Source organism: Nocardiopsis sp. iso_186, assembly GCF_056173365.1.
Window position 1 is genome coordinate 1,015,395 of the sequence record NZ_CM149670.1, and the last position, 21,039, is coordinate 1,036,433.

At 68.3% G+C, this 21,039-nt stretch carries 19 protein-coding genes; 12 read left to right on the forward strand and 7 right to left on the reverse strand.

From position 1 onward, the window contains the following. Window positions 1-167: 167 nt before the first annotated feature. Entirely contained in the window at window positions 168-851 is a 684-nt protein-coding gene (locus AC0VYP_RS04610; protein ID WP_475472651.1) for a biliverdin-producing heme oxygenase, read from the reverse strand. 515 nt (window positions 852-1,366) lie between these two features. Between AC0VYP_RS04610 and AC0VYP_RS04615 the strand changes: the two genes are divergently transcribed. The 7 genes from AC0VYP_RS04615 to AC0VYP_RS04645 all read left to right on the forward strand — a co-directional run bounded on the left by AC0VYP_RS04615 (window position 1,367) and on the right by AC0VYP_RS04645 (window position 8,137). Continuing rightward, the gene (locus AC0VYP_RS04615; protein WP_285759548.1) at window positions 1,367-2,560 is read left to right on the forward strand and encodes a PP2C family protein-serine/threonine phosphatase; all 1,194 of its coding nucleotides are present in this window, start codon (window positions 1,367-1,369) and stop codon (window positions 2,558-2,560) included. A 4-nt stretch (window positions 2,561-2,564) separates the two neighbouring features. Continuing rightward, on the forward strand, window positions 2,565-4,244 hold the full coding sequence (locus AC0VYP_RS04620) for a sensor histidine kinase (RefSeq protein WP_475472653.1): 1,680 nt from the start codon (window positions 2,565-2,567) through the stop codon (window positions 4,242-4,244). Window position 4,245: 1 nt separating this feature from the next. Next, a complete protein-coding gene (locus AC0VYP_RS04625) occupies window positions 4,246-4,692 on the forward strand; it encodes a response regulator (protein WP_285758868.1) in 447 nt (148 codons plus the stop codon). A gap of 193 nt (window positions 4,693-4,885) precedes the next feature. Beyond that, on the forward strand, window positions 4,886-5,710 hold the full coding sequence (locus tag AC0VYP_RS04630; protein ID WP_475472655.1) for a MetQ/NlpA family ABC transporter substrate-binding protein: 825 nt from the start codon (window positions 4,886-4,888) through the stop codon (window positions 5,708-5,710). Between the two features lie 70 nt (window positions 5,711-5,780). Then, window positions 5,781-6,296: a low molecular weight protein-tyrosine-phosphatase gene (locus tag AC0VYP_RS04635; RefSeq protein ID WP_285758872.1), complete on the forward strand. Its 516-nt coding sequence runs from the start codon at window positions 5,781-5,783 to the stop codon at window positions 6,294-6,296. 15 nt (window positions 6,297-6,311) lie between these two features. Further along, complete coding sequence (locus AC0VYP_RS04640) at window positions 6,312-7,196, forward strand: fructosamine kinase family protein (RefSeq protein ID WP_475472657.1); 885 nt, start codon at window positions 6,312-6,314, stop codon at window positions 7,194-7,196. Window positions 7,197-7,285: 89 nt separating this feature from the next. Next, window positions 7,286-8,137, forward strand: coding sequence for a DUF8017 domain-containing protein (locus AC0VYP_RS04645; RefSeq protein WP_285758874.1), 852 nt, complete (start codon window positions 7,286-7,288; stop codon window positions 8,135-8,137). 19 nt (window positions 8,138-8,156) lie between these two features. On the opposite strand, the gene AC0VYP_RS04650 is transcribed toward AC0VYP_RS04645, so the two are convergent. Then, window positions 8,157-8,507, reverse strand: a complete 351-nt coding sequence (locus tag AC0VYP_RS04650; protein ID WP_285758876.1) for an SHOCT domain-containing protein — start codon at window positions 8,505-8,507, stop codon at window positions 8,157-8,159. A gap of 156 nt (window positions 8,508-8,663) precedes the next feature. Here AC0VYP_RS04650 and AC0VYP_RS04655 point away from each other — a divergent pair, with 156 nt between their 5' ends. Both AC0VYP_RS04655 and AC0VYP_RS04660 read left to right on the forward strand, forming a co-directional pair. Beyond that, window positions 8,664-9,845, forward strand: coding sequence for a sensor histidine kinase (locus AC0VYP_RS04655; RefSeq protein ID WP_475472658.1), 1,182 nt, complete (start codon window positions 8,664-8,666; stop codon window positions 9,843-9,845). Continuing rightward, window positions 9,842-10,498: a response regulator gene (locus tag AC0VYP_RS04660; protein ID WP_285758878.1), complete on the forward strand. Its 657-nt coding sequence runs from the start codon at window positions 9,842-9,844 to the stop codon at window positions 10,496-10,498. The genes AC0VYP_RS04655 and AC0VYP_RS04660 overlap by 4 nt, the downstream gene beginning before the upstream one ends. 10 nt (window positions 10,499-10,508) lie before the next feature. On the opposite strand, the gene AC0VYP_RS04665 is transcribed toward AC0VYP_RS04660, so the two are convergent. From AC0VYP_RS04665 to AC0VYP_RS04675, 3 genes are all read right to left on the reverse strand, one after another. Further along, window positions 10,509-11,483, reverse strand: a complete 975-nt coding sequence (locus AC0VYP_RS04665) for a carbohydrate ABC transporter permease (RefSeq protein WP_475472660.1) — start codon at window positions 11,481-11,483, stop codon at window positions 10,509-10,511. Further along, window positions 11,480-12,460: a carbohydrate ABC transporter permease gene (locus tag AC0VYP_RS04670; protein WP_285758882.1), complete on the reverse strand. Its 981-nt coding sequence runs from the start codon at window positions 12,458-12,460 to the stop codon at window positions 11,480-11,482. Before AC0VYP_RS04670 ends, AC0VYP_RS04665 begins: the two co-directional genes overlap by 4 nt. Window positions 12,461-12,533: 73 nt before the next feature. Then, complete coding sequence (locus AC0VYP_RS04675) at window positions 12,534-13,871, reverse strand: ABC transporter substrate-binding protein (RefSeq protein WP_475472662.1); 1,338 nt, start codon at window positions 13,869-13,871, stop codon at window positions 12,534-12,536. A gap of 268 nt (window positions 13,872-14,139) precedes the next feature. On the opposite strand from AC0VYP_RS04675, the gene lon reads away from it, so the two are divergent. After that, entirely contained in the window at window positions 14,140-16,602 is a 2,463-nt protein-coding gene (lon, locus tag AC0VYP_RS04680) for an endopeptidase La (RefSeq protein WP_475472664.1), read from the forward strand. Window positions 16,603-16,994: 392 nt separating this feature from the next. After that, entirely contained in the window at window positions 16,995-18,074 is a 1,080-nt protein-coding gene (locus AC0VYP_RS04685) for a Gfo/Idh/MocA family oxidoreductase (protein ID WP_475472666.1), read from the forward strand. Between the two features lie 16 nt (window positions 18,075-18,090). Here AC0VYP_RS04685 and AC0VYP_RS04690 read toward each other — a convergent pair whose 3' ends face one another. Further along, a complete protein-coding gene (locus AC0VYP_RS04690; protein WP_285758889.1) occupies window positions 18,091-19,014 on the reverse strand; it encodes a LysR family transcriptional regulator in 924 nt (307 codons plus the stop codon). 69 nt (window positions 19,015-19,083) lie between these two features. On the opposite strand from AC0VYP_RS04690, the gene AC0VYP_RS04695 reads away from it, so the two are divergent. Next, window positions 19,084-20,304 (forward strand): MFS transporter, encoded by a 1,221-nt coding sequence (locus AC0VYP_RS04695; protein WP_285758890.1) that lies wholly within the window; start codon window positions 19,084-19,086, stop codon window positions 20,302-20,304. 26 nt (window positions 20,305-20,330) lie between these two features. Here the strand turns inward: AC0VYP_RS04695 and AC0VYP_RS04700 are convergent, their stop codons facing one another. Then, entirely contained in the window at window positions 20,331-20,981 is a 651-nt protein-coding gene (locus AC0VYP_RS04700; RefSeq protein ID WP_475472669.1) for an SDR family NAD(P)-dependent oxidoreductase, read from the reverse strand. Window positions 20,982-21,039: the final 58 nt, after the last annotated feature.

The window sequence follows — 21,039 nt, forward strand, 5'->3', positions numbered from 1 at the left end:
TCTCGTTGTCGCTCCGCGTGTCCGGGGGGATCCGATTCCTGTCGGGGGCCTGCGGTACGGCCGGTGGTGGAACGGGCCTGCTGAACGCCGGTGCGTCCGGACCAGCGGGAGGGGGCCGGACGCACCGGCGGCTGCTCGATGGTGCGGGCTCCCGGGTGTTCTGCCCTTCAGGCGGCCTGAGGGGTCGAGTGCACGCGGCCGAGGTCGGCCATCATTTCGTTGTTGAACTGGTAGGCCAGTCGGGTCTCCGCGATTACCCGCTCCTGCTCGGCGGTGGTGAGGGGGAGCCCGTCCAGCGCGGCCCGATAGGCGTTCTTGAATTTCGGCAGGCTCTTGATCTCGTCGAAAACGTAGAACTCGATGCCTTGAACACCCTCGAACCGGTAAGCGTCGCGCACGATCCGCTTGATGAACTGGCCGCCGGAGAGGTCGCCGAGGTAGCGGGTGTAGTGGTGTGCGACGAATCCCGCCGGCCACTGCGCCATCTGGCGGATGCGGGCCGCGTAGGTCACCGTGGAGAGGGTCGGCCTGATGGACTCGCGCCACAGCGGCCCGCACAGGTGGGCCAGATCGCGTTCCAGCGCGGGAAGCCGGTGGAGCTCGGGGAAGTACACCGCCCGGCCAACCGGGTCCTCGGCAAGCGTCCGGCCGACCTCTTCGAGTGCTTCGTAGACGAAGTAGTGCTGGGCGACCAGTTTGGCGTAGCCCTCTTGGGGGAGTTCCCCGGCAAGGAGCGCCTGGGAGAAATCGTGGCTTTCGGAGCCTTCGTGCGCACGCCAGGTGCCCGACCGCAACTGCTGGGCGAAGCTGGCCGGTTCGATGGTCTGCGGTGTCGCCTGCTCTGTGCTCACGGGGGTCACTCTCTCTGGTCACTGCCGGGCGGGCCGCCGATCCCACTCGACCGTCGCCGCAGCCGGACGCTTTATCTGACATGATGTCATCAAGAGTCCGGTTTCCACAAGCTTTTACGACAGACTGTCGTAAAAATAGGAGCCGGCGGCATGAGCGGGCTCGATCGTCCGACCACGGCGCCCCCGTCGCGGGCGAGGGGCGGGCGGGTATCCTGACAGCGGACATCACGGTGATGGGGCCGGGTTGCGGTCCTTCGCCGTGGGCACCGCCCATCTCTCCGGCGGTACCGCTGGCGGGAGAGTGAAAGCGGCCATTATCGTTTGAACCACGTGTATCGTCCGCGCCTCGGCCCCGCACCGGGTGATCACGATGCCCCGACAGGCCCATGGCGTCGGGGCTCGGCGCGGTTGCACCGGACGGAGGGTCCGGGGGCTGGAGGATCCGCTGCCAGGCGCTGCAGAGTTGGCCTACCCAGAGGCGATGTGTGGACATTAGGAAAACAGAGCACGAGTCGCTGAACGAGCCGGACCCCGGAGAGACGGGGGACCCGCTGTTGCAGGGATCCGTCGAATCGGTTGACATCCTGCTCATCGAGGACGATCCGCAGGACGCCTTCCTCGTCGAGGAGTTCCTCGCCGATACCGCGCTCAGTGCCAATATCACTTGGGTGGCCACCCTCGCCGAGGCCAGGCAGCACCTGACCTCCTTCCGGGGGTGCGTGCTGCTCGACCTCAACCTGCCCGACGCCGGCGGAATGGATCTCCTTCGCGAAGTCCTGACGTCGGCCACGTCCGCCGCGGTCGTCGTCCTCACCGGTCTTGACGACGAGCACGAAGGCGTTGCCGCGGTCGCCGCAGGAGCCCAGGACTACCTCGTCAAGGGCCACGTGGACGGTTCGCTGCTGGCCAGGAGCCTGCGCTACTCGGTCGAACGCCAGCGTGCCGACGAGAACGCGCGTCAGCTGCGCGAAGCCGAGCTCTACGCGCGCGAGAACATGCGCCTCGAACGGGGCCTGTTGCCCCAGCTGCTGCTCGACCGCTCCCCGCTGACACCCCGTTCCTTCTACCGACCCGGCCGCAAGCGTGCGTTGGTCGGCGGCGACTTCTTCGACGCGGTTGACAAGGACGGCACCACGCACGTCATCGTCGGCGACGTCAGCGGGCACGGGCCGGACGAGGCCGCACTGGGGGTGTGTCTGCGCATCGCCTGGCGGGCCCTGGTCATGGGAGGGGTACCCGAGGAGCAGCTCCTGCCCGCGCTGGAGGAGATCCTGATCTCCGAGCGCGCCCAGGACGAGATGTACGCGACCCTGTGCCAGATCAGCCTGGACAAGGACTCCGAGGACCCGCGCATCCGCCTGTTCGGCCACCCCCCGCCCCTGGTCCTCACCGACCGGGTGGTCCAGGTGGAGGCGGTGCCCCGTCCACCCCTGGGACTGTTCCCCGAGGCCGAGACCCGCGTCGAACGTTTCCCTTTCCCCCGTGGTTCCACGCTCATGCTCTACACCGACGGCCTGGTTGACGCGTACGAAGGAAGCGGGACCGAACGCCTCGGCGTAGCAGGGCTGAGCCGGATCGTCGAAGGCGTCCTGGGTAGCGGAGTGTCCATCGTTGACCTGCCCGAGCGCCTTGTCGATGAGGCCGAGAGCCACAACGGCGGTCCGCTCCAGGACGACGTCGCCATGTTGCTCGTCACCCATGGGGAATGACCGGATGAACTCCACCGACGAACTCAGGACCGGCGCGAGCCCGACCTCCGGAGGCGTTTTCGCTCGCCCGTGGTCGTTGCGGCGCAGAGTGACGGTGCTGCTCATCTCGGTGGGGCTCGTCCTGATCGCCTCGGTCTCCACCATCGTCGTCTCCGCGCTCCAGGCGCGTGAGGCGGTGCTGCGCCAGGTTGACGAGCTGACCCCCGCCTACAGTGCGGTCGAGCGGACGTTGTCGGCCTATCTCAACCAGGACAGCGGAATCCGGACCTACGCCCAGACCCGCGACGTCGAGTCCCTGCTCCCTTACTACGAGGCGCGCCAGACCTTGCAGGAGGGCCAGGACACCATCGAGACGACGGCGGGGGCCAACGCCGAGATCGATGCCGACCTCCAGGCGGTACTCGACGCGGGCGAGGCGTGGAACACCGAGTTCGCGGAGCCGGTGTTGGAGAAGGTCCGCGCAGGAGAGCCGATCTCCCCGGCGCACTACCAGTTGGGCAACGAGCGCTTCGCCGACTTGCGGGAGGCGGTTGACCAGGCCCAGACCCGGATCAACTCCGAGCTGATGCTCGCCCAGGACGAACTCGGTTCGGCCACCCAGCAGCTCATCGCCCTACTGGTCCTGGTGGGTGTGGTCGTGACGGTGTTGTGCGTGTTCCTCTGGGTCATGCTCCAGCACTGGGTGCTGCGTCCCTTGGACGATCTCGGCCGCCACCTCCAACAGGTCTCCGACGGCTACTACGCCCACCGCATCGAACTGGAGGCACCGCCCGAGATCGAGCGGGTGGGGCGAAACGTGGACGCAATGCGTGAGCGGATCGTGCACGACCTCGACGAGGTGGGTACGGCCCGCCGCACCCTCCTGGAGCAGTCGGAACTCTTGGAGCGCCAGACCGAGGAACTGCGCCGCTCCAACCTCGAACTGGAACAGTTCGCCTACGTCGCCTCCCACGACCTCCAGGAGCCGTTGCGCAAGGTGGCCAGCTTCTGCCAGCTGCTGCAACGCCGTTACCAGGGCCAGCTCGACGAGCGCGCCGACTCCTACATCGACTTCGCGGTCGAAGGGGCCAAGCGTATGCAGACCCTCATCAACGACCTGCTGGCCTTTTCCCGGGTGGGCCGCACCAAGAACTTCACCACCGTCAACCTGGACACCGCTCTCGCCGATGCGCTGCGCAGCCTCGACTCGGCGCTGGAGGAGGCGGAAGCCGTCGTCACCGGAGATCCCCTCCCGACCATCCACGGTGACCGCACCCTGCTCACTCAGGTGTTTTTCAACCTGATCGGCAACGCGGTCAAGTTCCGTGGCGACGAGCCGCCGCAGGTCCATATCAGTGCGCGTCAGGAAGGGGCGGAATGGGTCTTCTGTTGCGCCGATAATGGGATCGGCATCGAGCCGCAGTACGCCGAACGCATCTTCGTGATCTTCCAACGCCTGCACACGCGGGACAAGTACGGGGGCACCGGGATCGGTCTGGCCATGTGCAAGAAGATCGTGGAATTCCACGGCGGGCGCATCTGGCTAAACCCGGACCCCGACGAGGAAGGCTCGGGGACCCGGATCTGCTGGTCGCTGCCAATCGACGCGGACAAGGACGAGGAGCCGGCCGAAGAGGCCGCTGCCGAGGCCCCCACGCCGGCCGGGAGCCCCTCGTCCGGTCCCGACAAGGTTGAGAAGGTCTGAAATGAGCGAGGTCACCATGGTGCAACCCATTGAGGTGCTGCTGGTCGAAGATGACCCGGGCGACGTTCTCATGACCAAGGAGGCGTTCGAGGAGCACAAGGTGGGCAACCGCCTGCACGTGGTCTCCGACGGTGTGGAGGCGCTGAGCTTTCTGCGCCGCGAGGGCGAGTACGCGGACGCTCCCCGGCCGCATCTGATCCTGCTCGACCTCAACCTGCCCCGCAAGGACGGTCGTGAGGTCCTGCAGGAGGTCAAGCAGGACCCCGATCTCGCCCGCATCCCCATCGTCGTGCTGACCACCTCCGAGGCGGAGGAAGACATCATCCGCAGTTACCAGCTGCACGCCAACGCCTATGTGGCCAAGCCGGTCGACTTCGATCAATTCATCAAGGTCGTCCGCCAGATCGACGACTTCTTCGTCACAGTGGTGCGTCTGCCCCGGGGCTGACGTCGCGGACGGCGGATGACCGACGTCACCGGGGCCGCCCTTTCGCCGACAAACGGCCCTGAATACAATCGGTCAAGTAGGAAATCATGGCCGTAATGGGCCATTTCCAGCGCATGTCGTCGGGAGGCAGCCGCGGTCCGTGGTGGCCTCCCGTCCGTGCGTCCGCCGACGTCCTAGGAAGAGCGACCCGATCATGCGCCGTATCGCAGCAGCCGCCACCCTCGCCACCCTCGCGCTGGGGGCCGCCTCCTGCGGCGCGCCCTCCGAGCGCGAGGACACCGGTGAGCAGGCATTGACGGTCGGCGCGACCGCCGTTCCGGCGGGGGAGATCCTGGAGTTCATCCGCGACGAGCTCGCCGAGGAAGCGGGCCTGGATCTCACCATCCAGGAGTTCGCCGACTACAACGCGCCCAACGCCGCCCTCGCCGAAGGAGAGTTGGACGCCAACCTCTACCAGCACGAACCCTTCCTCGCCGACTACAACGCCAACAGCGGTACCGACCTCGTGGCGGTCGCCGACATCTACCTGCCGCCCCTCGGTCTGTACTCCTTCACCGTCAACACGGTCAACGATCTCCCCGATGGGGCGACGGTCGCCCTGCCCAACGACCCCACCAACGAGTACCGCGCGCTGCTGCTGCTCCAGGAGGGCGGTCTGATCACCCTCGCCGACGGGATCGAGGAGAGCGCGTTCTCGTTGTCCGACATCACCGACAATCCCAAGGAACTGGAGTTCCAGGAGGTCAACGCCGCACAATTGCCGCGTTCCCTGGAGGACGTGGACGCAGCGGTCGTCAACGCCAACTACGCCTTGGACGCGCAACTCGACGCCAACGAGGACGCCATTCTGATGGAGCAGTTCGAGGGCAGCCCCTACGTCAATGTGTTGGCCACCACCGCGGCCAACGCCGACGACCCGCGGGTGGAGACCCTGGCCGAACTGTTGACCTCCGCCGAGGTGGCCGCCTTCATCGAGGAGGAGTACTCGGGCGCGGTGATCCCGGTTCCCTCTTCCTGAACGCGATCACGCCACGCGCCGCGAACCGCGGGATCGTCTGTGCCATCGCGTTCTCGGCTACGGTTGGTACATGACCCTGCCCAAACCCCGCGACCGCTCCGGGCCCTATCGCGTCTGCGTGGTGTGCCTGGGCAACATCTGTCGCTCCCCGATGGCGGAAAAGGTCCTGGCCGCGGATCTGGCCCGTGCCGGTCTCGCCGACGCGGTACGGGTGGACAGCGCCGGCACCGGCGACTGGCATGTCGGCGCCGAGATGGACACCCGTGCGGCCACCACCCTGCGCGTGCACGGGTACTCCGGCCCCCACACCGCCAGGCGCTTCGACCCGTCATGGTTCGCCGAACGCGACCTCGTCCTGGCCATGGACACCGACAACCTGGCCGTACTGCGGACGCTGGCCCCCGACGGGGAGGCCGAAGCGCGGACACTACTGTTCCGCTCCTTCACCCCGGGCATCGGCCCCAACCCCGAAGTGCCCGATCCCTATTACGGCGGTGACGACGGTTTCACCAACGTGCTCAGCATGATCGAGGCCGCGAGCAAGGGTCTGACCACCGAGCTCGTCGCGCTGCTCGGTACCGAATAGACAACGACGAGACGAATGGGGCTGCTGGGCGTGGAGTCCGTCGCAGATCGGGTCGCCGCACTGACCGGTAGGGAAGTGGCAGCCACCATCGCGCTGGGCGCCAGCCACGAGTGGCAGTTGCACCGCGTGGAGCTCGCCGATGCCACGTCCGTCTTCGTCAAGGAGACAGCGACGGAACGGCCCGAGCTGGAGGGCCTCTTCCGTGCCGAGGCACTGGGCTTGAACTGGCTGGCCGGTTCCTTCGGCTCGCCCGTCCCCCGCGTCCTGGGGTGGGACGCGCGCACCCTCGCCCTCGACTGGGTCGAACAGGACGAACCGAGCCCTGCGGCGGCCGAACGCTTCGGTCACCAGCTCGCAGCCATGCACCTGGTCGGCGCGGACCGCTTCGGCGCCGACTGGCCCGGCTTCATCGGTCCGCTTCCCCTGGACAACACGCCGACGCGCAACTGGCCGGAGTTCTACGTCCAACGTCGTGTGCTTCCCTATCTGGAGCGTGCGGTGAACCGTGGAGCACTCACGCCGGCCGACGCCCGGCTGGTCGAGAAGGTCCTGGACCGGGTGGAGGAGTTGGCGGGGGAGCCCGAGCCTCCGGCCCGTATCCATGGAGACCTGTGGAACGGCAACGTCATGTGGGGCACGAACGGGGTCACCGTCGTCAACCCCGCTGCGCACGGCGGTCATCGCGAAGCGGACCTGGCCATGCTGTCGCTGTTCGGGCTGCCCCATCTGGACCGGGTCCGCGACGCCTACAACCACGCCGCTCCGCTGGCCGACGGCTGGAAGGCCCGCATCCCCCTGCACCAACTGCACCCGCTCCTGGTGCACGTGTGCCTTTATGGTGCCGCCTACCGCACCACCACGATCGAGGCGGCCCGCACCGCGCTGCGCGTCGAGTCCTGAAGCCGGGACAGCATTTCACGCGTCCGATTCGGCTCCAAGGTCTGGATCGGTGCGAACCCCTCCAAAACGCATCCTCTAGAGTCATGGTCGTGAACTGGTCTGCACATCAGCCCCCCGACCCCTGGGGACAGCAGCAACAGCAGCCTGCCGCGCCTCGGGCGACGGGCGGTCTCAGCCCGGTCGCCCTGGTTCTGTTGGCCATCCTGTTGGTTGCGGTCCTCATCATCGCCGTCACTGTCGTCGTCACCAGGCTCAACGCCAACGGTACCCAGGCAGCGCCGGCCCCAGCCCCCGAGCCGGTCACGGCCTCGGAGTCCGAACCGGCCCCTGCCCCGGATCCCTCGTCCACCGGTTCCGCGGCCGGCCCCGACGTATTCCAGGACGGCTGGCAGCGCGCAGCCTCCGCCAAATGGGGTTTCGTCTACGAGATCCCCCCGCGTGAGGACGACTGGCTCTTCGACGGGCCCACCTATATTCGCGGCTTCGAGGGCGACGACGGCACGGTCGAGATCGGGATGAGTGGAACATCGGTCTATCTGGACAAGGTCTGCGCCGGGTGGGGCAGCCGCGGTGTCATCGGTGCGCAGGGAATCACCGACAGCGACGACACCGAGGAGATGTCCGAGGGCGCTGCATTGAGATGGGCCCGGTACGCCTACGACGACGAAGGCGATCCCGGTCTGACCGTCCGATCGGTCGAAGAGTTCGACAGCAACGACCTCAGCGGTCACCACGCCATCGTGGATGTCACGGTCCCGGGCGGGGGCGACGGTTGCATTCCGCCCACCGCGGTCGTGCACACGCTGGCGGTCCCCGGTGCAGAGGACGACACGACCCGGATCCTCGTCATGATCCTGGACACCGGAGTCGAGGACGCACTGGCCGAGGAGACCGTGGACACGGTCATCTCCACCCTGCGCGACGTCAACTACGAGGACTGATTCCCGGCAACACGTTCGGTCACTTCCTGCCCGCGGGCTTGACCCCCGGTGTCCAGTTCAGGGCACTGGCCCGCTCCATGAACTCGTCGCTGTCGATGTCGCCGCGTGCGAAGCGCTCGGCGAGCAACCGCTGTGCTCCTGCCTCGGGCGGCTCGACGTGCGGTCGCATCCACGGAGCGCGGCCGCGGCGGGCACGGAGCACCAGGAACAGGACGACCATTGCCAGGATGAACAGCATGATGACTCCAAGGGCGTGAAAGACGGGTGGCGGGCCGAAGGCTTCTGCCCCCAACCCAGGTCTGTTGCCGGGCCCCCACCCGTGGGGCGGGCCGGTGAACATGGCCATGAGCGTGGTCGGTGGATGTGTCATGTCCCCAGCCTGCCGATGGTGTCGGAGCGCGTCGTCCCCCGTCGAGCGGCTCTGCGACTGCGTCGTGCAACGTAGTCCGGCTGCGTCGGCAGGCTGACGACCAGCGGTACCGCCACCGGCTACCGTCGAGGACACTGGTCGGGGGCAGGGGTGGGGATGAGTCGCAGGATCGTCAAGGTGCTTGCCGTCAACCTTCCCCTGGCGGTGTTCCTGGGGTGCATCGCCATCAGCACGACCTATGCCACGACCCGAATGGGCTGGCCGCCGGCCCACGGCGATTGGCCGTCGCACCCGTTCTCGCCCGAACCGGTGGTGCTCCCTCTCGTCTGCGCGGGAGTGCTCGCAGCCTGCGTAGGAACGGCGGTGCGCAGGCTCCGCCAGCGAATCGCCCTTGCTGTCACCGTCTCCGGGGCGACCGTCGCACTGGCCGGGGGAGGCATGCTGGGGCCGATCCTGCTCATGGTCCTGTTGGTCCTGTTCTCTGTCGCACTGGTTCACCCACTGCGGGCCTGGGCCCCACTGTCCCTGCTGTTCGTGCCCCTGCTGCTCGCTCCGCGCCTGGGGGAGCCCTACTTCGGCCTGCTCGACGGCCGACTGCTGGCCGGCGCGACCTTCGGCCTGGGCCTGCTGTGCGCGGCGGTGGCCCTGGGCGCCGTCGCACGCACCCGCAGGGAGGGGGCGCGGTCGGCCAGGGAACAGGAACTGCACCGCTACGCATACGAGGAGCGGCTACGCATAGCGCGCGAGGTCCACGACGTGGTCGGGCACAGCCTCTCGGTCATCAGCATGCAGGCGGGGGTGGCATTACACGTGCTGGACCGGCGTCCCGATCGGATCGGCCCTTCCCTGGAGGCGATCCGCACGACCAGCAGGGACGCTCTGGAGGAGCTGCGCGGCACACTCGCGGTGTTTCGCGATCCCGCGGCCGTCCCCGACCGCGCGCCCCTGCCCGGCCTCGACCGGCTGTCGGACCTGGTGTCGGCCTTGGCCGCGGCAGGACGAAGCGCCGAGGTCACCGTCGAGGGCGAGCCGGTGCGGTTGCCTGCCGCGGTGGACCACACGGCCTACCGGATCGTCCAGGAGGCACTGACCAACGTGGTGCGCCACGCGGGTGGATCGGCGGCCGAAGTGGTCCTGGAGTACCGCCAGGCAGGGATCGGCGTCATGGTGACCGACAGCGGTCCGATCCTGCCCGCCGAGCCGCCGGACGAGGGCAACGGCCTGGCCGGCATGCGCGAGCGTGCCCTCGCGGTCGGCGGTACCTTCGAGGCGGGGCCGCGCACGGGCGGTGGGTTCGCCGTGCGCGCGTGGTTGCCGGTGGACAGGAGCCGACAGTGAGCATCAGGGTGGCCGTGGTCGACGACCAGGCGCTCGTCCGTATGGGGCTGGCGGTGCTGATCGACGCCGAGGACGACATGGAGTTGGCCGGGGAGGCAGCCGACGGGCGTGCCGCGGTGGACCTGGTCCGCCTGGAGCACCCGGACGTGGTCCTCATGGATGTGCGGATGCCTGTCATGGACGGGATCTCCGCACTGCGTGAGATCGCTGCCGACGACAGCCTGTCCGCCACCCGGGTCGTCGTACTGACCACCTTCGAGCTGGACGAGTACGTCTTCGACGCGCTGAGCGCGGGAGCGGCCGGCTTCTTGATCAAGGACAGCGAGCCCGCCGAGATGCTGCGCGCGGTGCGGGTCGCGGTGCAGGGTGATTCGCTGCTGTCGCCGTCGGTGACCCGGCGGCTGATCGCCGCCTTCGCGGACGGTTCGGTACCGCGAAGAGGGCGCCACCCGGAACTCGCCCGCCTCACCGACCGCGAACGCGAGGTGCTGGCCCTGGTGGGCGAGGGCCTGTCCAACGACGAGATCGCCGCGCGCCTCGTGGTCAGCCCGGCGACGGCGCGCACCCACGTGAGTCGGGCCATGGTCAAACTCGGGGCCCGTGACCGGGCCCGACTGGTGGTCATCGCCTACCAGTCGGGCCTGGTGCGGTGAGCGTGTCGGCCTAGCCCTTGACGCTGCCGGCCAGCAGGCCGCGCACGAAATAGCGTTGGAGGGAGAAGAACACGATCAACGGCACCACGATGGACACGAACGCACCTGCCGTGAGGCGTTGCCATTCGTCTCCGCGGGTGCCTGCCATCTCGGCGAGCCTGACGGTCAGGGGGGCCGTCTCGGCGCTGCCGCCGGCGAAGATCAGCGCCACCAGCAAATCGTTCCAGACCCAGAGGAACTGGAAGATCCCCAGTGATACCAGTGCGGGCACGATCAGCGGGACCACCAGCCGCCGGAAGATGACGCCGTGCCCGGCGCCGTCCACCCGAGCCGCCTCGAAGAGGCTGCGCGGGAGCTGGGAGATGAAGTTGTGCAGCAGGAAGATGCCCAGCGGCAGCCCGAAGATCGTGTGGGCCACCCATACGTTGGTGAACGCCAGGGCGCCCTGCAGATCCCAGGCGGGCATCAGCTGGATCCCGGCGATCGTCACACCCTGGGAGAAGAATCGCAGCAGCGGTACCAGGGACATCTGGAGCGGGACGATCTGCAGCGCGAAGATCCCGAGGAACAGCCAGTCGCGACCGGGAAAGTTCACCCAGGCCAGGGCATAGGCGGCCAGTGCCGCCAGCACCACCACGAACACGGTCGCCGGCAACGTGATGACGAACGAGTTCACGAAGTACGTGGCCAGTTGCCCCTGGCTGGCAGTGCCGAACAGTACGTCCCGGTAGTTGGCCAGGGTGACCTGCGGATCGCTGAAGAACGTCCACCAGCCGGTCGTCTTGAGCTCGCGCTCGGGACGGAAGGAGGAGATGAACAATCCCGCGGTCGGCAGGGTCCAGAGCGCGGCGATCACGATCGCCGCGAGGGTCGCCGTCGAGCTCGACAGCCGTTTGCGGACCCGGGCGGCCGAGGTCTCCCGGCTCACGCGGGGTTTCGGTGCGGCGGCGGGCGCGGCGGGCGGCGTCTGCGTCTGCTGGCTCATCCCTGCTCCCTCACACGTCGGTTGGTGCGCATCTGCACGATGACAAGCGGGACCACCAGGACGAACAGGAACACCGCGAGTGTCGAGCCTTGGCCGAGCTCACCATAACGGAACGCCTGTGCGTACATCTCGTTGGCGATGACGCTGGTGTTGTACTGGCCGCCGGTCATGGTGCGCACGATGTCGAAAACCTTGAGGGTCTGGACCGAGATGGTGATCAGGACGACGGTCAGCGTCGGCCACACCGTCGGCAACGTGATACGCCAGAACTGCTGCCAGGCGTTGGTCCCGTCGATCCGGGCAGCCTCGACGATCTCGTCCGGGATCGCCTTGATCGCAGCCGACAGCACCACCATCGCGAATCCGGCCTGGACCCAGATCAGTACGACGATCAGCAGAAGCGTGTTCAGCGGGGCGTTGAGCAGCCATAGCTGCGGTTCGCCGCCCATCCACACGATGAGCTGGTTGAGCAGGCCGATCTGGTCGCCTTCGGGTGGACGGTAGGCGTAGACGAACCGCCAGATGATGCTGGCGCCCACGAACGAGATCGCCATGGGCATGAAGATCAGCGACTTGGCTATCGACTCGAACCGCTTGCGGTCAACCAGGATCGCGTACATCAGGCCCGTCGCCGTTGCCAGCACCGGGGCGAAGATGACCCACAGCAGTGTGTTGCGCAGCACCGTCAGGATCTCGGGCTGGCTGAACATCCAGACGTAGTTGCGCAGGCCCACCCAGTTCTGGCCGGTGCCGTCCGAAAACGACAACAGACCGGTCCGGAAGGCCGGGTACACCAAACCCAGTAGCAACAGAATTACTGCCGGACCCAAAAAGAGGGCGGCTTGCCACCACTCGTGCTTGCTCTTGGGGCCGCGGTCGATGAAGAAGAGCAGGCCGCCGATGACTCCGAGGAATGTGGCGACGGCAATGAGTAACCAGACGAGCTTGGGAAGCTCGTTCAGAATGGAGAAGCCCATCCTGTCCCTTCCGTGAATCGGGGCTGTCCGGGGGCCGCTCCCGACAGGAGCGGCGCCCAGACAACCGTCTCCGTTAGGAGGGCCAGGAGTTCTCGATGTAGTCGAGCGTGGTCGTGGTCTCCTCGCCGTTGATCCAGTTGGTCATACCCCGCCAGAACGTTCCCGTCCCCACCGCGGCCGGCATCAGGTCGCTGCCGTCGAAACGGAACACGGTTTCGGGGTCGCGCAGGATTTCGGCCCCCAGCCGGTCGGTGGGTGTTTCGAGGGTGTCCAGGTCGAGTTCCTGGTGAGCCGAGAACCATGCGCCTTCGGCGGCGCGTCGGTCGGCGTAGTCGGCGGTGGCCAGGTACTCGCGGACCGCTACGACCTCGGGCCGGTCGGCGAACGCGCCGACGAACTCGCCGCCGCCCATGACGGGGGTGCCGTCCGCGGGGTTGACCGGCGGAAGGTTGAAGGCGAAGACATCGCCGTCCTCGGCGACCGTGGTGTCCTCGGGCCACTGTGCGGCGTAGAAGGAGCCCATCAGGTACATGCCGCAGTCACCGTCCAGGATCGGCATGCCTGCGTCCTGGAAGGAGGTCGTGGCGATGCTCTGGACGCTGCCGTAGCCGCCGTTGACGTAGTCCTCGTTGCGCAGGATCTCGTCGGCCCTGCCGAAGGCCGAGGTGATCTTGTCGTCGTTGAAGGGGATCTCGTGCTCGACCCACTGGTCGTAGACGTCGGGGCCGCCGTCGCGCAGGATCACGTTCTCGATCCAGTCGGTGGCCGGCCAGCCGGTGGCGTCACCGGATTCGATGCCGACGCACCAGGGCTTGGTGCCGTCGTCGGCGATGGCGTCGCTGACCTTGATCAGGTCGTCCCAGGTCTCGGGGACCTCGTGGCCGTTCTCGCTGAAGAAGCTGGGGGAGTACCAGACGAAAGACTTGAAGTTGGCGCCCAGCGGGGTGCCGTACAGCTGGCCGTTGACGGTGGCGTAGTTCAGCCAGTCCTCGCTCCAACCGGTCTCGGCCAGTTCCTTGACGCTGTCGGGTGCGGGGACAGCGGAGCCGGCCTCGACGAAGCGCTTGAGCAGCCCGGGCTGGGGGAACAGCGCGATGTCGGGGGCATTGCCGCCGTCCACCTTCACCTGGACCTGGGCCTCGAACTCGCCGCTGCCCTCGTACTGGATGTTGATCCCGGTGCAGTCGGCGAACTGCTGCCAGGACCGCTCCATCCGTTCGGCCTCCTCGTCGCGGATGGAGGCGTAGATCTCGACACTGCCTTCGTTCCCCTGCCACTGGGAGAAGGCCTCGCATTCGGGGGACTCCGGGTCGGCTGCCTGCGTTCCACCTCCTTCCAGATACGAGCACCCGCTGGCGAGGAAGGCCAGCGAGAGCGTTGCCGCGATCGCGCTGCGGTTTCTCTGGGACATCGGCATTCACGTACCTCCAGGAACGCTTGACCAAAGGTGTAGACCAAGGCCTCGTGAGCTTTGATGCAAGTAGTTTTGCTGGTGAAAGTCCACACATTTGCCGCCTCATCGGCGTAACGGTTTTGTCACGTGGGGGGAGTGCCTGTTAAGCGACGGTTTCGCCCTCAAGTACAGCCGTGATGGCGTGATCGCTCACGGCGAACACGCGTCATGGAACAAAACTCGACTCTTCTTTATTGAGTCTTAGTGACTCAAGAAGGAGGGTCCGATGAGTGACACGAAGTCCGGCGTGACGTTGCCCGTCCTGCCGCTTGACGACGACGTTGTTCTTCCCGGCATGGTCGTACCGGTTGACATTTCCGAGGCCGAGGTCAGTGCCGCGATCGAGGCGGCTCAGGCGGTGGAGTCCGCAGGGAAGGGGGCCGCGGGGCGTGCCGGGGGCAAACCGCGGGTGCTGATCGTGCCGCGGGTGGACGGCTCCTACACCGGCGTGGGTACCGTGGCGCTGATCGAGCAGGTCGGGCGCACCCCTGACGGAGACCCGGCCGCCGCATTGCGCGGCGTGGTCCGGGCGCGGGTCGGCGGCGTCACCACCGCTCCCGCGACCGCTGTCGGCCGGTCGTCGGGCGACGTGCTGTGGGTGGACGCGACCACCCACGACGACGCCGCCCCGGAAGGCGGCTATCCGGGCCGGGTCCAGGAGCTCGCCCGCGAGTACAAGACCCTGCTCACCACCTACCTGCAAAAGCGTGGCGCCTGGCAGATCCTGGACGGCGTCCAACAGATCGACGACGCCGGACTGCTCGCCGACCGTGGTGGCTACTCCCCGTTCCTCAAGACCGCCCAGAAGCTGGAGCTCCTGGAGACCTACGACGTTTCCGAGCGGCTGGGGCTGCTGGTCGAGTGGACCCGTGCCTACCTGGCCGAACTGGATGTCTCCGAGACCATCAACAAGGACGTCCAGGAGGGGGTGGACAAGCAGCAGCGCGAGTTCCTGCTGAGGCGCCAGATGGAGGCCGTGCGCAAGGAACTCAACGAGCTGTCGGGCAAGCCGGGCAGCGAGGAGGAGGACTACCGCGGACGCGTCGAGGCGGCTGCGCTGCCCGAACACGTCGCGAAGGCTGCCCTCGCCGAGGTGGACAAGCTGGAGCGGGCCGGTGACTCCTCGCCGGAGGCGGGCTGGATCCGCACCTGGCTCGACACCGTCCTGGACATGCCCTGGAACGAGCGCACCACCGACGCCTACGGCATAGGCGAGGCGCGTGGTGTTCTCGACGCCGACCACTCCGGCCTGGACGACGTCAAGGACCGCATCATCGAGTACCTGGCGGTGCGCAAGCGCCGCGAGGAGAAGGGGCTGGGCGTCATCGGCGGTCGGCGCAGTGGTGCGGTGCTCGCCCTGGTGGGGCCGCCCGGAGTCGGCAAGACCTCGCTCGGTGAGAGCGTGGCGCGTGCCATGGGTCGCTCCTTCACCCGGGTCGCCCTCGGCGGGGTGCGCGACGAGGCCGAGATCCGTGGCCACCGCCGGACCTACGTCGGCGCGCTCCCGGGCCGGATCGTGCGGGCCGTCAAGGAGGCCGGGACGATGAACCCGGTCGTGCTGTTGGACGAGATCGACAAGGTCGGCAGCGACTACCGGGGAGACCCCAGCGCAGCACTGCTGGAGGTGCTCGACCCCGCGCAGAACCACACCTTCCGCGACCACTATCTGGAGGTCAACCTCGACCTCTCCGACGTGGTCTTCCTCGCCACGGCGAACGCCCTGGACACGATCCCCGGCCCGCTGCTGGACCGGATGGAACTGGTGGAGCTGGACGGCTACACCGAGGACGAGAAGGTCGTCATCGCCCGGGACCACCTGCTGCCCCGTCAGCTGGAGAAGGCCGGCCTGGACGCCTCCGAGGCCGCGCTCACCGAGGACGCGCTGCGTCTGATCGCGGGGGAGTACACCCGGGAGGCGGGGGTGCGCTCGCTGGAGCGCTCCATCGCCCGTGTGCTGCGCAAGGCAGCGGCCTCCGTCGCACTGGGTGAGCGGGAGCTGCCGCTCACCGTTGACGCCGCAGACCTGCCCGACTACATCGGCAGGCCGCGCCACACACCCGAGTCCGCCGAGCGGGTGTCCGTCCCCGGTGTCGCCACCGGGCTTGCGGTGACCGGGGCGGGCGGTGACGTGCTCTTCGTCGAGGCGTCGCTGGCCGACGCCGAATCGGGGGCCAGCGGACTGTCGCTGACCGGTCAGCTCGGCGACGTCATGAAGGAGTCCGCGCAGATCGCGCTGTCCTATCTGCGATCACGCGGTGCCGAGCTGGAACTTCCGGTCGGTGACCTCAAGGAACGGGGGGTGCACATCCACGTTCCTGCGGGAGCGATCCCCAAGGACGGCCCCAGCGCGGGCGTCACGATGACGACGGCCTTGGCTTCCCTGCTCTCGGGGCGTCCAGCTCGCTCGGACGTGGCGATGACCGGAGAGGTCTCCCTGACGGGCCGGGTGCTGCCGATCGGCGGGGTCAAGCAGAAGCTGCTCGCCGCGCATCGGGCGGGCATCGGCACGGTGCTCATCCCGGCACGCAACGAGCCCGATCTGGACGATGTGCCCGATGAGGTGCTGGAGCAGCTCACTGTCCACCCGGTCAGCGACGTGCGGGAGGTACTCGCCCTCGCGCTGGAGCCCGCGCACAGCACGCAGACGGTTGCGGTGCAAGAGGGGTCAGGAGCAGCAGCCTCCGCGTGATGGACCGACGGCTCTCCGGCCCCGGAGGTGCTCTCCGAGGACGCGTGGCCGCTGCCGAGCGAGTGGACGCCGGGCCGCCGGGCAATCCGGCGGCCCGGCCGTCGTAGGACCGATGGCTGTGTCGAACCGTTCACCACGACCGAGGAGCACCCCGTCCGCGCCGAACCGCGCCGCACGTCGGCGGAGCCGTAGTAGCGGGCTCGACGGCCCGCACGTCCCGGAGGCGGCCGGTGGTGACGGAACCGCTCGGCCCGGACAAGGCCAGCCCCGACGGCCTGCCGTCGGCGGCCGGTCCTCCCGCCTCACCGCGTACAGCGATCGGGCAGCCGAAGCGGGGTCGCCGGTCGGGTGCCCGCCACGAGGGGAGCGGCGGTCTCCCATAAATTGGAGGGATGACCACCGCTCACGACACCGACCCAGCCCTGCACGTCGCCCTGATCGGCTACGGCAAGGGCGGCGAGGTGTTCCACGCCCCGCTCATCGACGCCACCCCCGGGCTGCGGCTCTCGGCCGTGGTCACCGGCAACGACGAACGTGCGTCCGCTGTGCGCGACCGCTATCCCCGCACCGAGGTGATCGCCTCTGCGCAGGAGCTGTGGAAGCGTGCGGGTGAGTTCGAGATCGCCGTTGTCACCACGCCCAACGAGACCCACGCGCCGCTGGCGCGGGCAGCCCTGGACGCAGGGCTCGCCGTGGTCGTGGACAAGCCCTTCGCGCTCAGCCCGGTCGAGGCACGCGACCTCGCCGACCACGCGCAGCGTCTGGAACAGGTCCTCACGGTCTTTCAGAACCGCCGTTGGGACAGCGACTTCCTGACCCTGTGGCAACTCATCGAACACGGCGAGCTCGGCCGAGTCCATAGGTTCGAGTCCCGGTTCGACCGCTGGCGTCCCCGGCCCAAGGGGTCCTGGCGCGAGAGCGGCCGGGTCGAACAGGGAGCCGGCCTCCTCTACGACCTGGGGGCACACCTCATCGATCAGGCGGTCAACCTGTTCGGCCCGGTCGCCACCGTCTACGCCGAACTCGACTCCCGTCGTCCCGGTGTCGGCTCCGACGACGACACCTTCCTCGCCCTCACCCACCGCGGGGGCGTCCGGTCCCACCTGTGGATGAGCGCACTGGCGGCTCAGCTCGGCCCGCGCTTTCGGGTCCTGGGCGACCGCGCGGCGTTCACCGTCCACGGCCTTGACGGCCAGGAGGCCCGCCTGGGCGCCGGTGAGCGCCCGGGTGGACCGGACTGGGGGCGGGAGCCCGAGTCCGCTTGGGGGCTGCTCGGGGCGGAGGGCGACGCCAAGCCCGTTCCCAGCGAGCGCGGCGACTACCCGGCTTTCTACGCGGGGGTGCGCGACTCGGTGGGCGAGGGGGAGCCATTGCCCGTGGAACTCCACGAGGTGGTGCACGGCCTGGACGTGATCGAGGCGGCTTTGCGCAGTGCCCGTACCGGTCAGGTCGTCCAGGTACGGGAGGGCTGATCCACAACGGGCGGGCTCACCCCAGGCCCTCGGCCAGCAGGCGCGGCCCCTCGTTGATCACGAAGGACCGGAAGGCCGCCACCGCCGGGGTCTCGGTCTGGCCGATGCGTCGCACCAGGCCGATCGTGCGGTGGGCGCCGGGAGTGTCGATCGCCAGTTCCGCGGTCCCCGGCAGCAGGCCGTGCGGGTGGGCCGGCAGCACCGCCACGCCCAGCCCGGCCGCCACCAGACCGCGGACGGTGTGGGTCTCGTCACCCTCGAAGGCCACCTGGGGTTCGAACCCTGCCCGGTGGCACAGCTCGTCGGTGAGGTGGCGCAGGCCGCGACCGTGCTTGAGCGCGATCAGGGGTTCGGTCGCCACCACGGTGAAACCGACCCGGTCGCGCTGGGCCAGTGGATGGGAGTCCGGGACCACCAGTCGCAACGGCTGACGGTGCAGCATGTGCTCCTCCAGGTCGGGCTCCCCGGGCAGAGGAGAGGTCAGCGCCACGTCCACCGACCCCTCGCGCAGTCGTCCGACCGACGCCGCCCACACGTCCTGGAACAGTGTGAAGCGCGCTTCGGGGTAGCGCTGGCGGAACCCGCGGATCAGTGCGGGCACCACCTCGGCTCCCAGGGTCGGGAGGAAGGCCAGGGTGACCGTCGTCGCCGTTGCCTCGGCCACTTCGCGTCCGCCCGCTGCCAAGGCGTTGAGAGCGCGCCGCGCGTGTGGGAGGAGAACCGCTCCCGCCCTGGTCAGGCGTACCCCGCGTCCGGTTCGTTCGACGAGGACCACCCCCAGCTCCTCCTGGAGCCGGGCCAGGGAACGGCTCACGGTCGGTTGGGGAACGCCCAGCTCCTCGGCGGCGCGAGTGATGTGTTCGGTGCGTGCAACTGCTTCAAACGTGCGCAGTCGGGGGGCAAGAACCCGGGTGATCAAGGCGGTGTCGTGATCATTCATGTAAAACAGTATGAACTATCTGCAACTCATGCATTAGACGTATTGATTCATGCTTTCTATGGTCGGAAGGTGACCCGAACCAGCGCTGCTCCGCCCGCACCTGGCCAGACCGGATACCGCGTCGGCAGCAAGGACTACCGACGCGTCGTGACGGCCATGGTCGCCGCGGGGGTCGCGACCTTCGCCCAGTTGTACGCGGTGCAGGCGGTACTGCCGGGGATTGCCGTGGCCTTCGACGCCTCGGCGTCGGCCGCCGCCCTCGCGGTCTCTCTCGCCACCGGTGGCCTGGCGGGGTTCGTCCTGGTCTGGAGCGGGATCGCCGATCGGTTCGGCCGGGTCCCGGTGATGACCGGGGCGTTGGTGGTGTCCACGCTGCTGGGTTCCGCGGCTCCCTTCGCCCATGAGCTGTGGCTGCTTCTGGTCCTGCGCGCGCTTCAAGGGGCAGCCCTCGGCGGGTTGCCCGCGGTTGCCGTCGCCTACCTGGCCGAGCGGATCCACCCGAGCGACCTCGGGCGGGCCGTTGGTCTCTACATCGCGGGCAACACCCTGGGCGGAATGAGTGGCCGGCTCGTGGCCGGAGCGGTCGCCGATCTCGGCGGTTGGCGGTGGGGAGTGGGCGCCGACGCCGCGCTGGGCATGCTCACCCTCGTCGTCTTCTACGTCGCGATCCCACGTTCCGGTTCCCTTCCGCAGAGCTCGGGCGAGGGCTCCGGCCGGGGGCTGGCCTCCCGACTGGGCGCGAGCCTGCGCGACCCCGTGCTGCTGGGCCTCTATGCCCAGGCCCTGCTCTTGATGGGTGCCTTCGTCACCGTCTACAACTTCCTGGGTTTCCGATTGCTCGCGCCCCCTTTCGGGGTGTCGCAGACGGTGGTGGCGCTACTGTTCACCGCCTACCTGGCGGGGATGCTCAGCTCCTCGGTGGCCGGCTGGCTCGTCGATCGGGTCGGTCGGTACCGGGTGTTGCTGCTCGCCGCCGTGGCAATGGCCCTGGCTGCCGCGGTGCTCGCCCTCCCCCTGCTGGGGCTGGTCGTCCCAGGGTTGGTGCTCTTCACCTTCTCCTTCTTCGCAGCCCATGCCACCGCATCGGCGTGGGTGGGGCAGCGGGCGACTTTCGCCCGGGCCCAGGCCGCGGCGCTGTATACCCTCGCCTACTACCTGGGATCGAGCCTTTTCGGCTGGCTCGGCGGCGTCGTCTACGACCGGCTCGGCTGGACCGGGATGAGCGCCTATGTAGTGGTGCTGTGCGCAGCCGCACTGCTGTGCGGGCTGCCACTGCGTGCGCGGCGCTGACGCCCACCTGGCGCGCCTGCTGCCCGTCAGCGGGTGGTGCGTTCCCCGCCATTGACCGCTATCACCTGGCCGGTGATCTGACGAGCGGTGTCGGAGGCGAGGAAGTGCACCGTGCCGGCGACGTCTTCCGGAGTGCCCGCGCGTCCCGTGCTCGCAGCAAAGATCAGCGCGTCCCGGTGCTGGTCGGTGAGCCGGTCCCGGAAGAACTCGGTGCCGGCGATGTAACCGGGCGACACCACGTTCGCCGTGATGCCGCGCGGGCCCAGTTCGGCGGCCAGGCTGATGTTCCACGCCGCGAGGCCCGCCTTGGCGGCGCCGTAGGATCCGGCCGCCTTGTCCGCGGCGATCGAGCCGATACTGATCACCGTGCCGCCACCGGTGAGGCGGTCGCTCACCGCTGTGGTCATCAGTACGGCCGTGATCAGGTTGGCATCGAGATTGGCCCGCCAGTTCGCCGCGACCGCGGCGAGGTCGGCCGCCTCGGGACGGTCGAAGTCGGTGTTGCCGCCGGCGCAGTTCACCAGTACGTCAACGGGGCCCAGCCCCGTGGCGAACCTGCTGACCTGATCGGCGTCGGCCGCGTCGCACGCAGCGGCGCGTACTCCCGCGCCCAGGTCCTCGACGACCGACTCAAGGGGGCCGTGGCGGCGCCCGGTGACGATGACTGTTCGCTGCACAGGGTTTCTCCTCAGGTATCGTTTAGGGCTAAATGGCAACATATCATTTAGCTCTAAA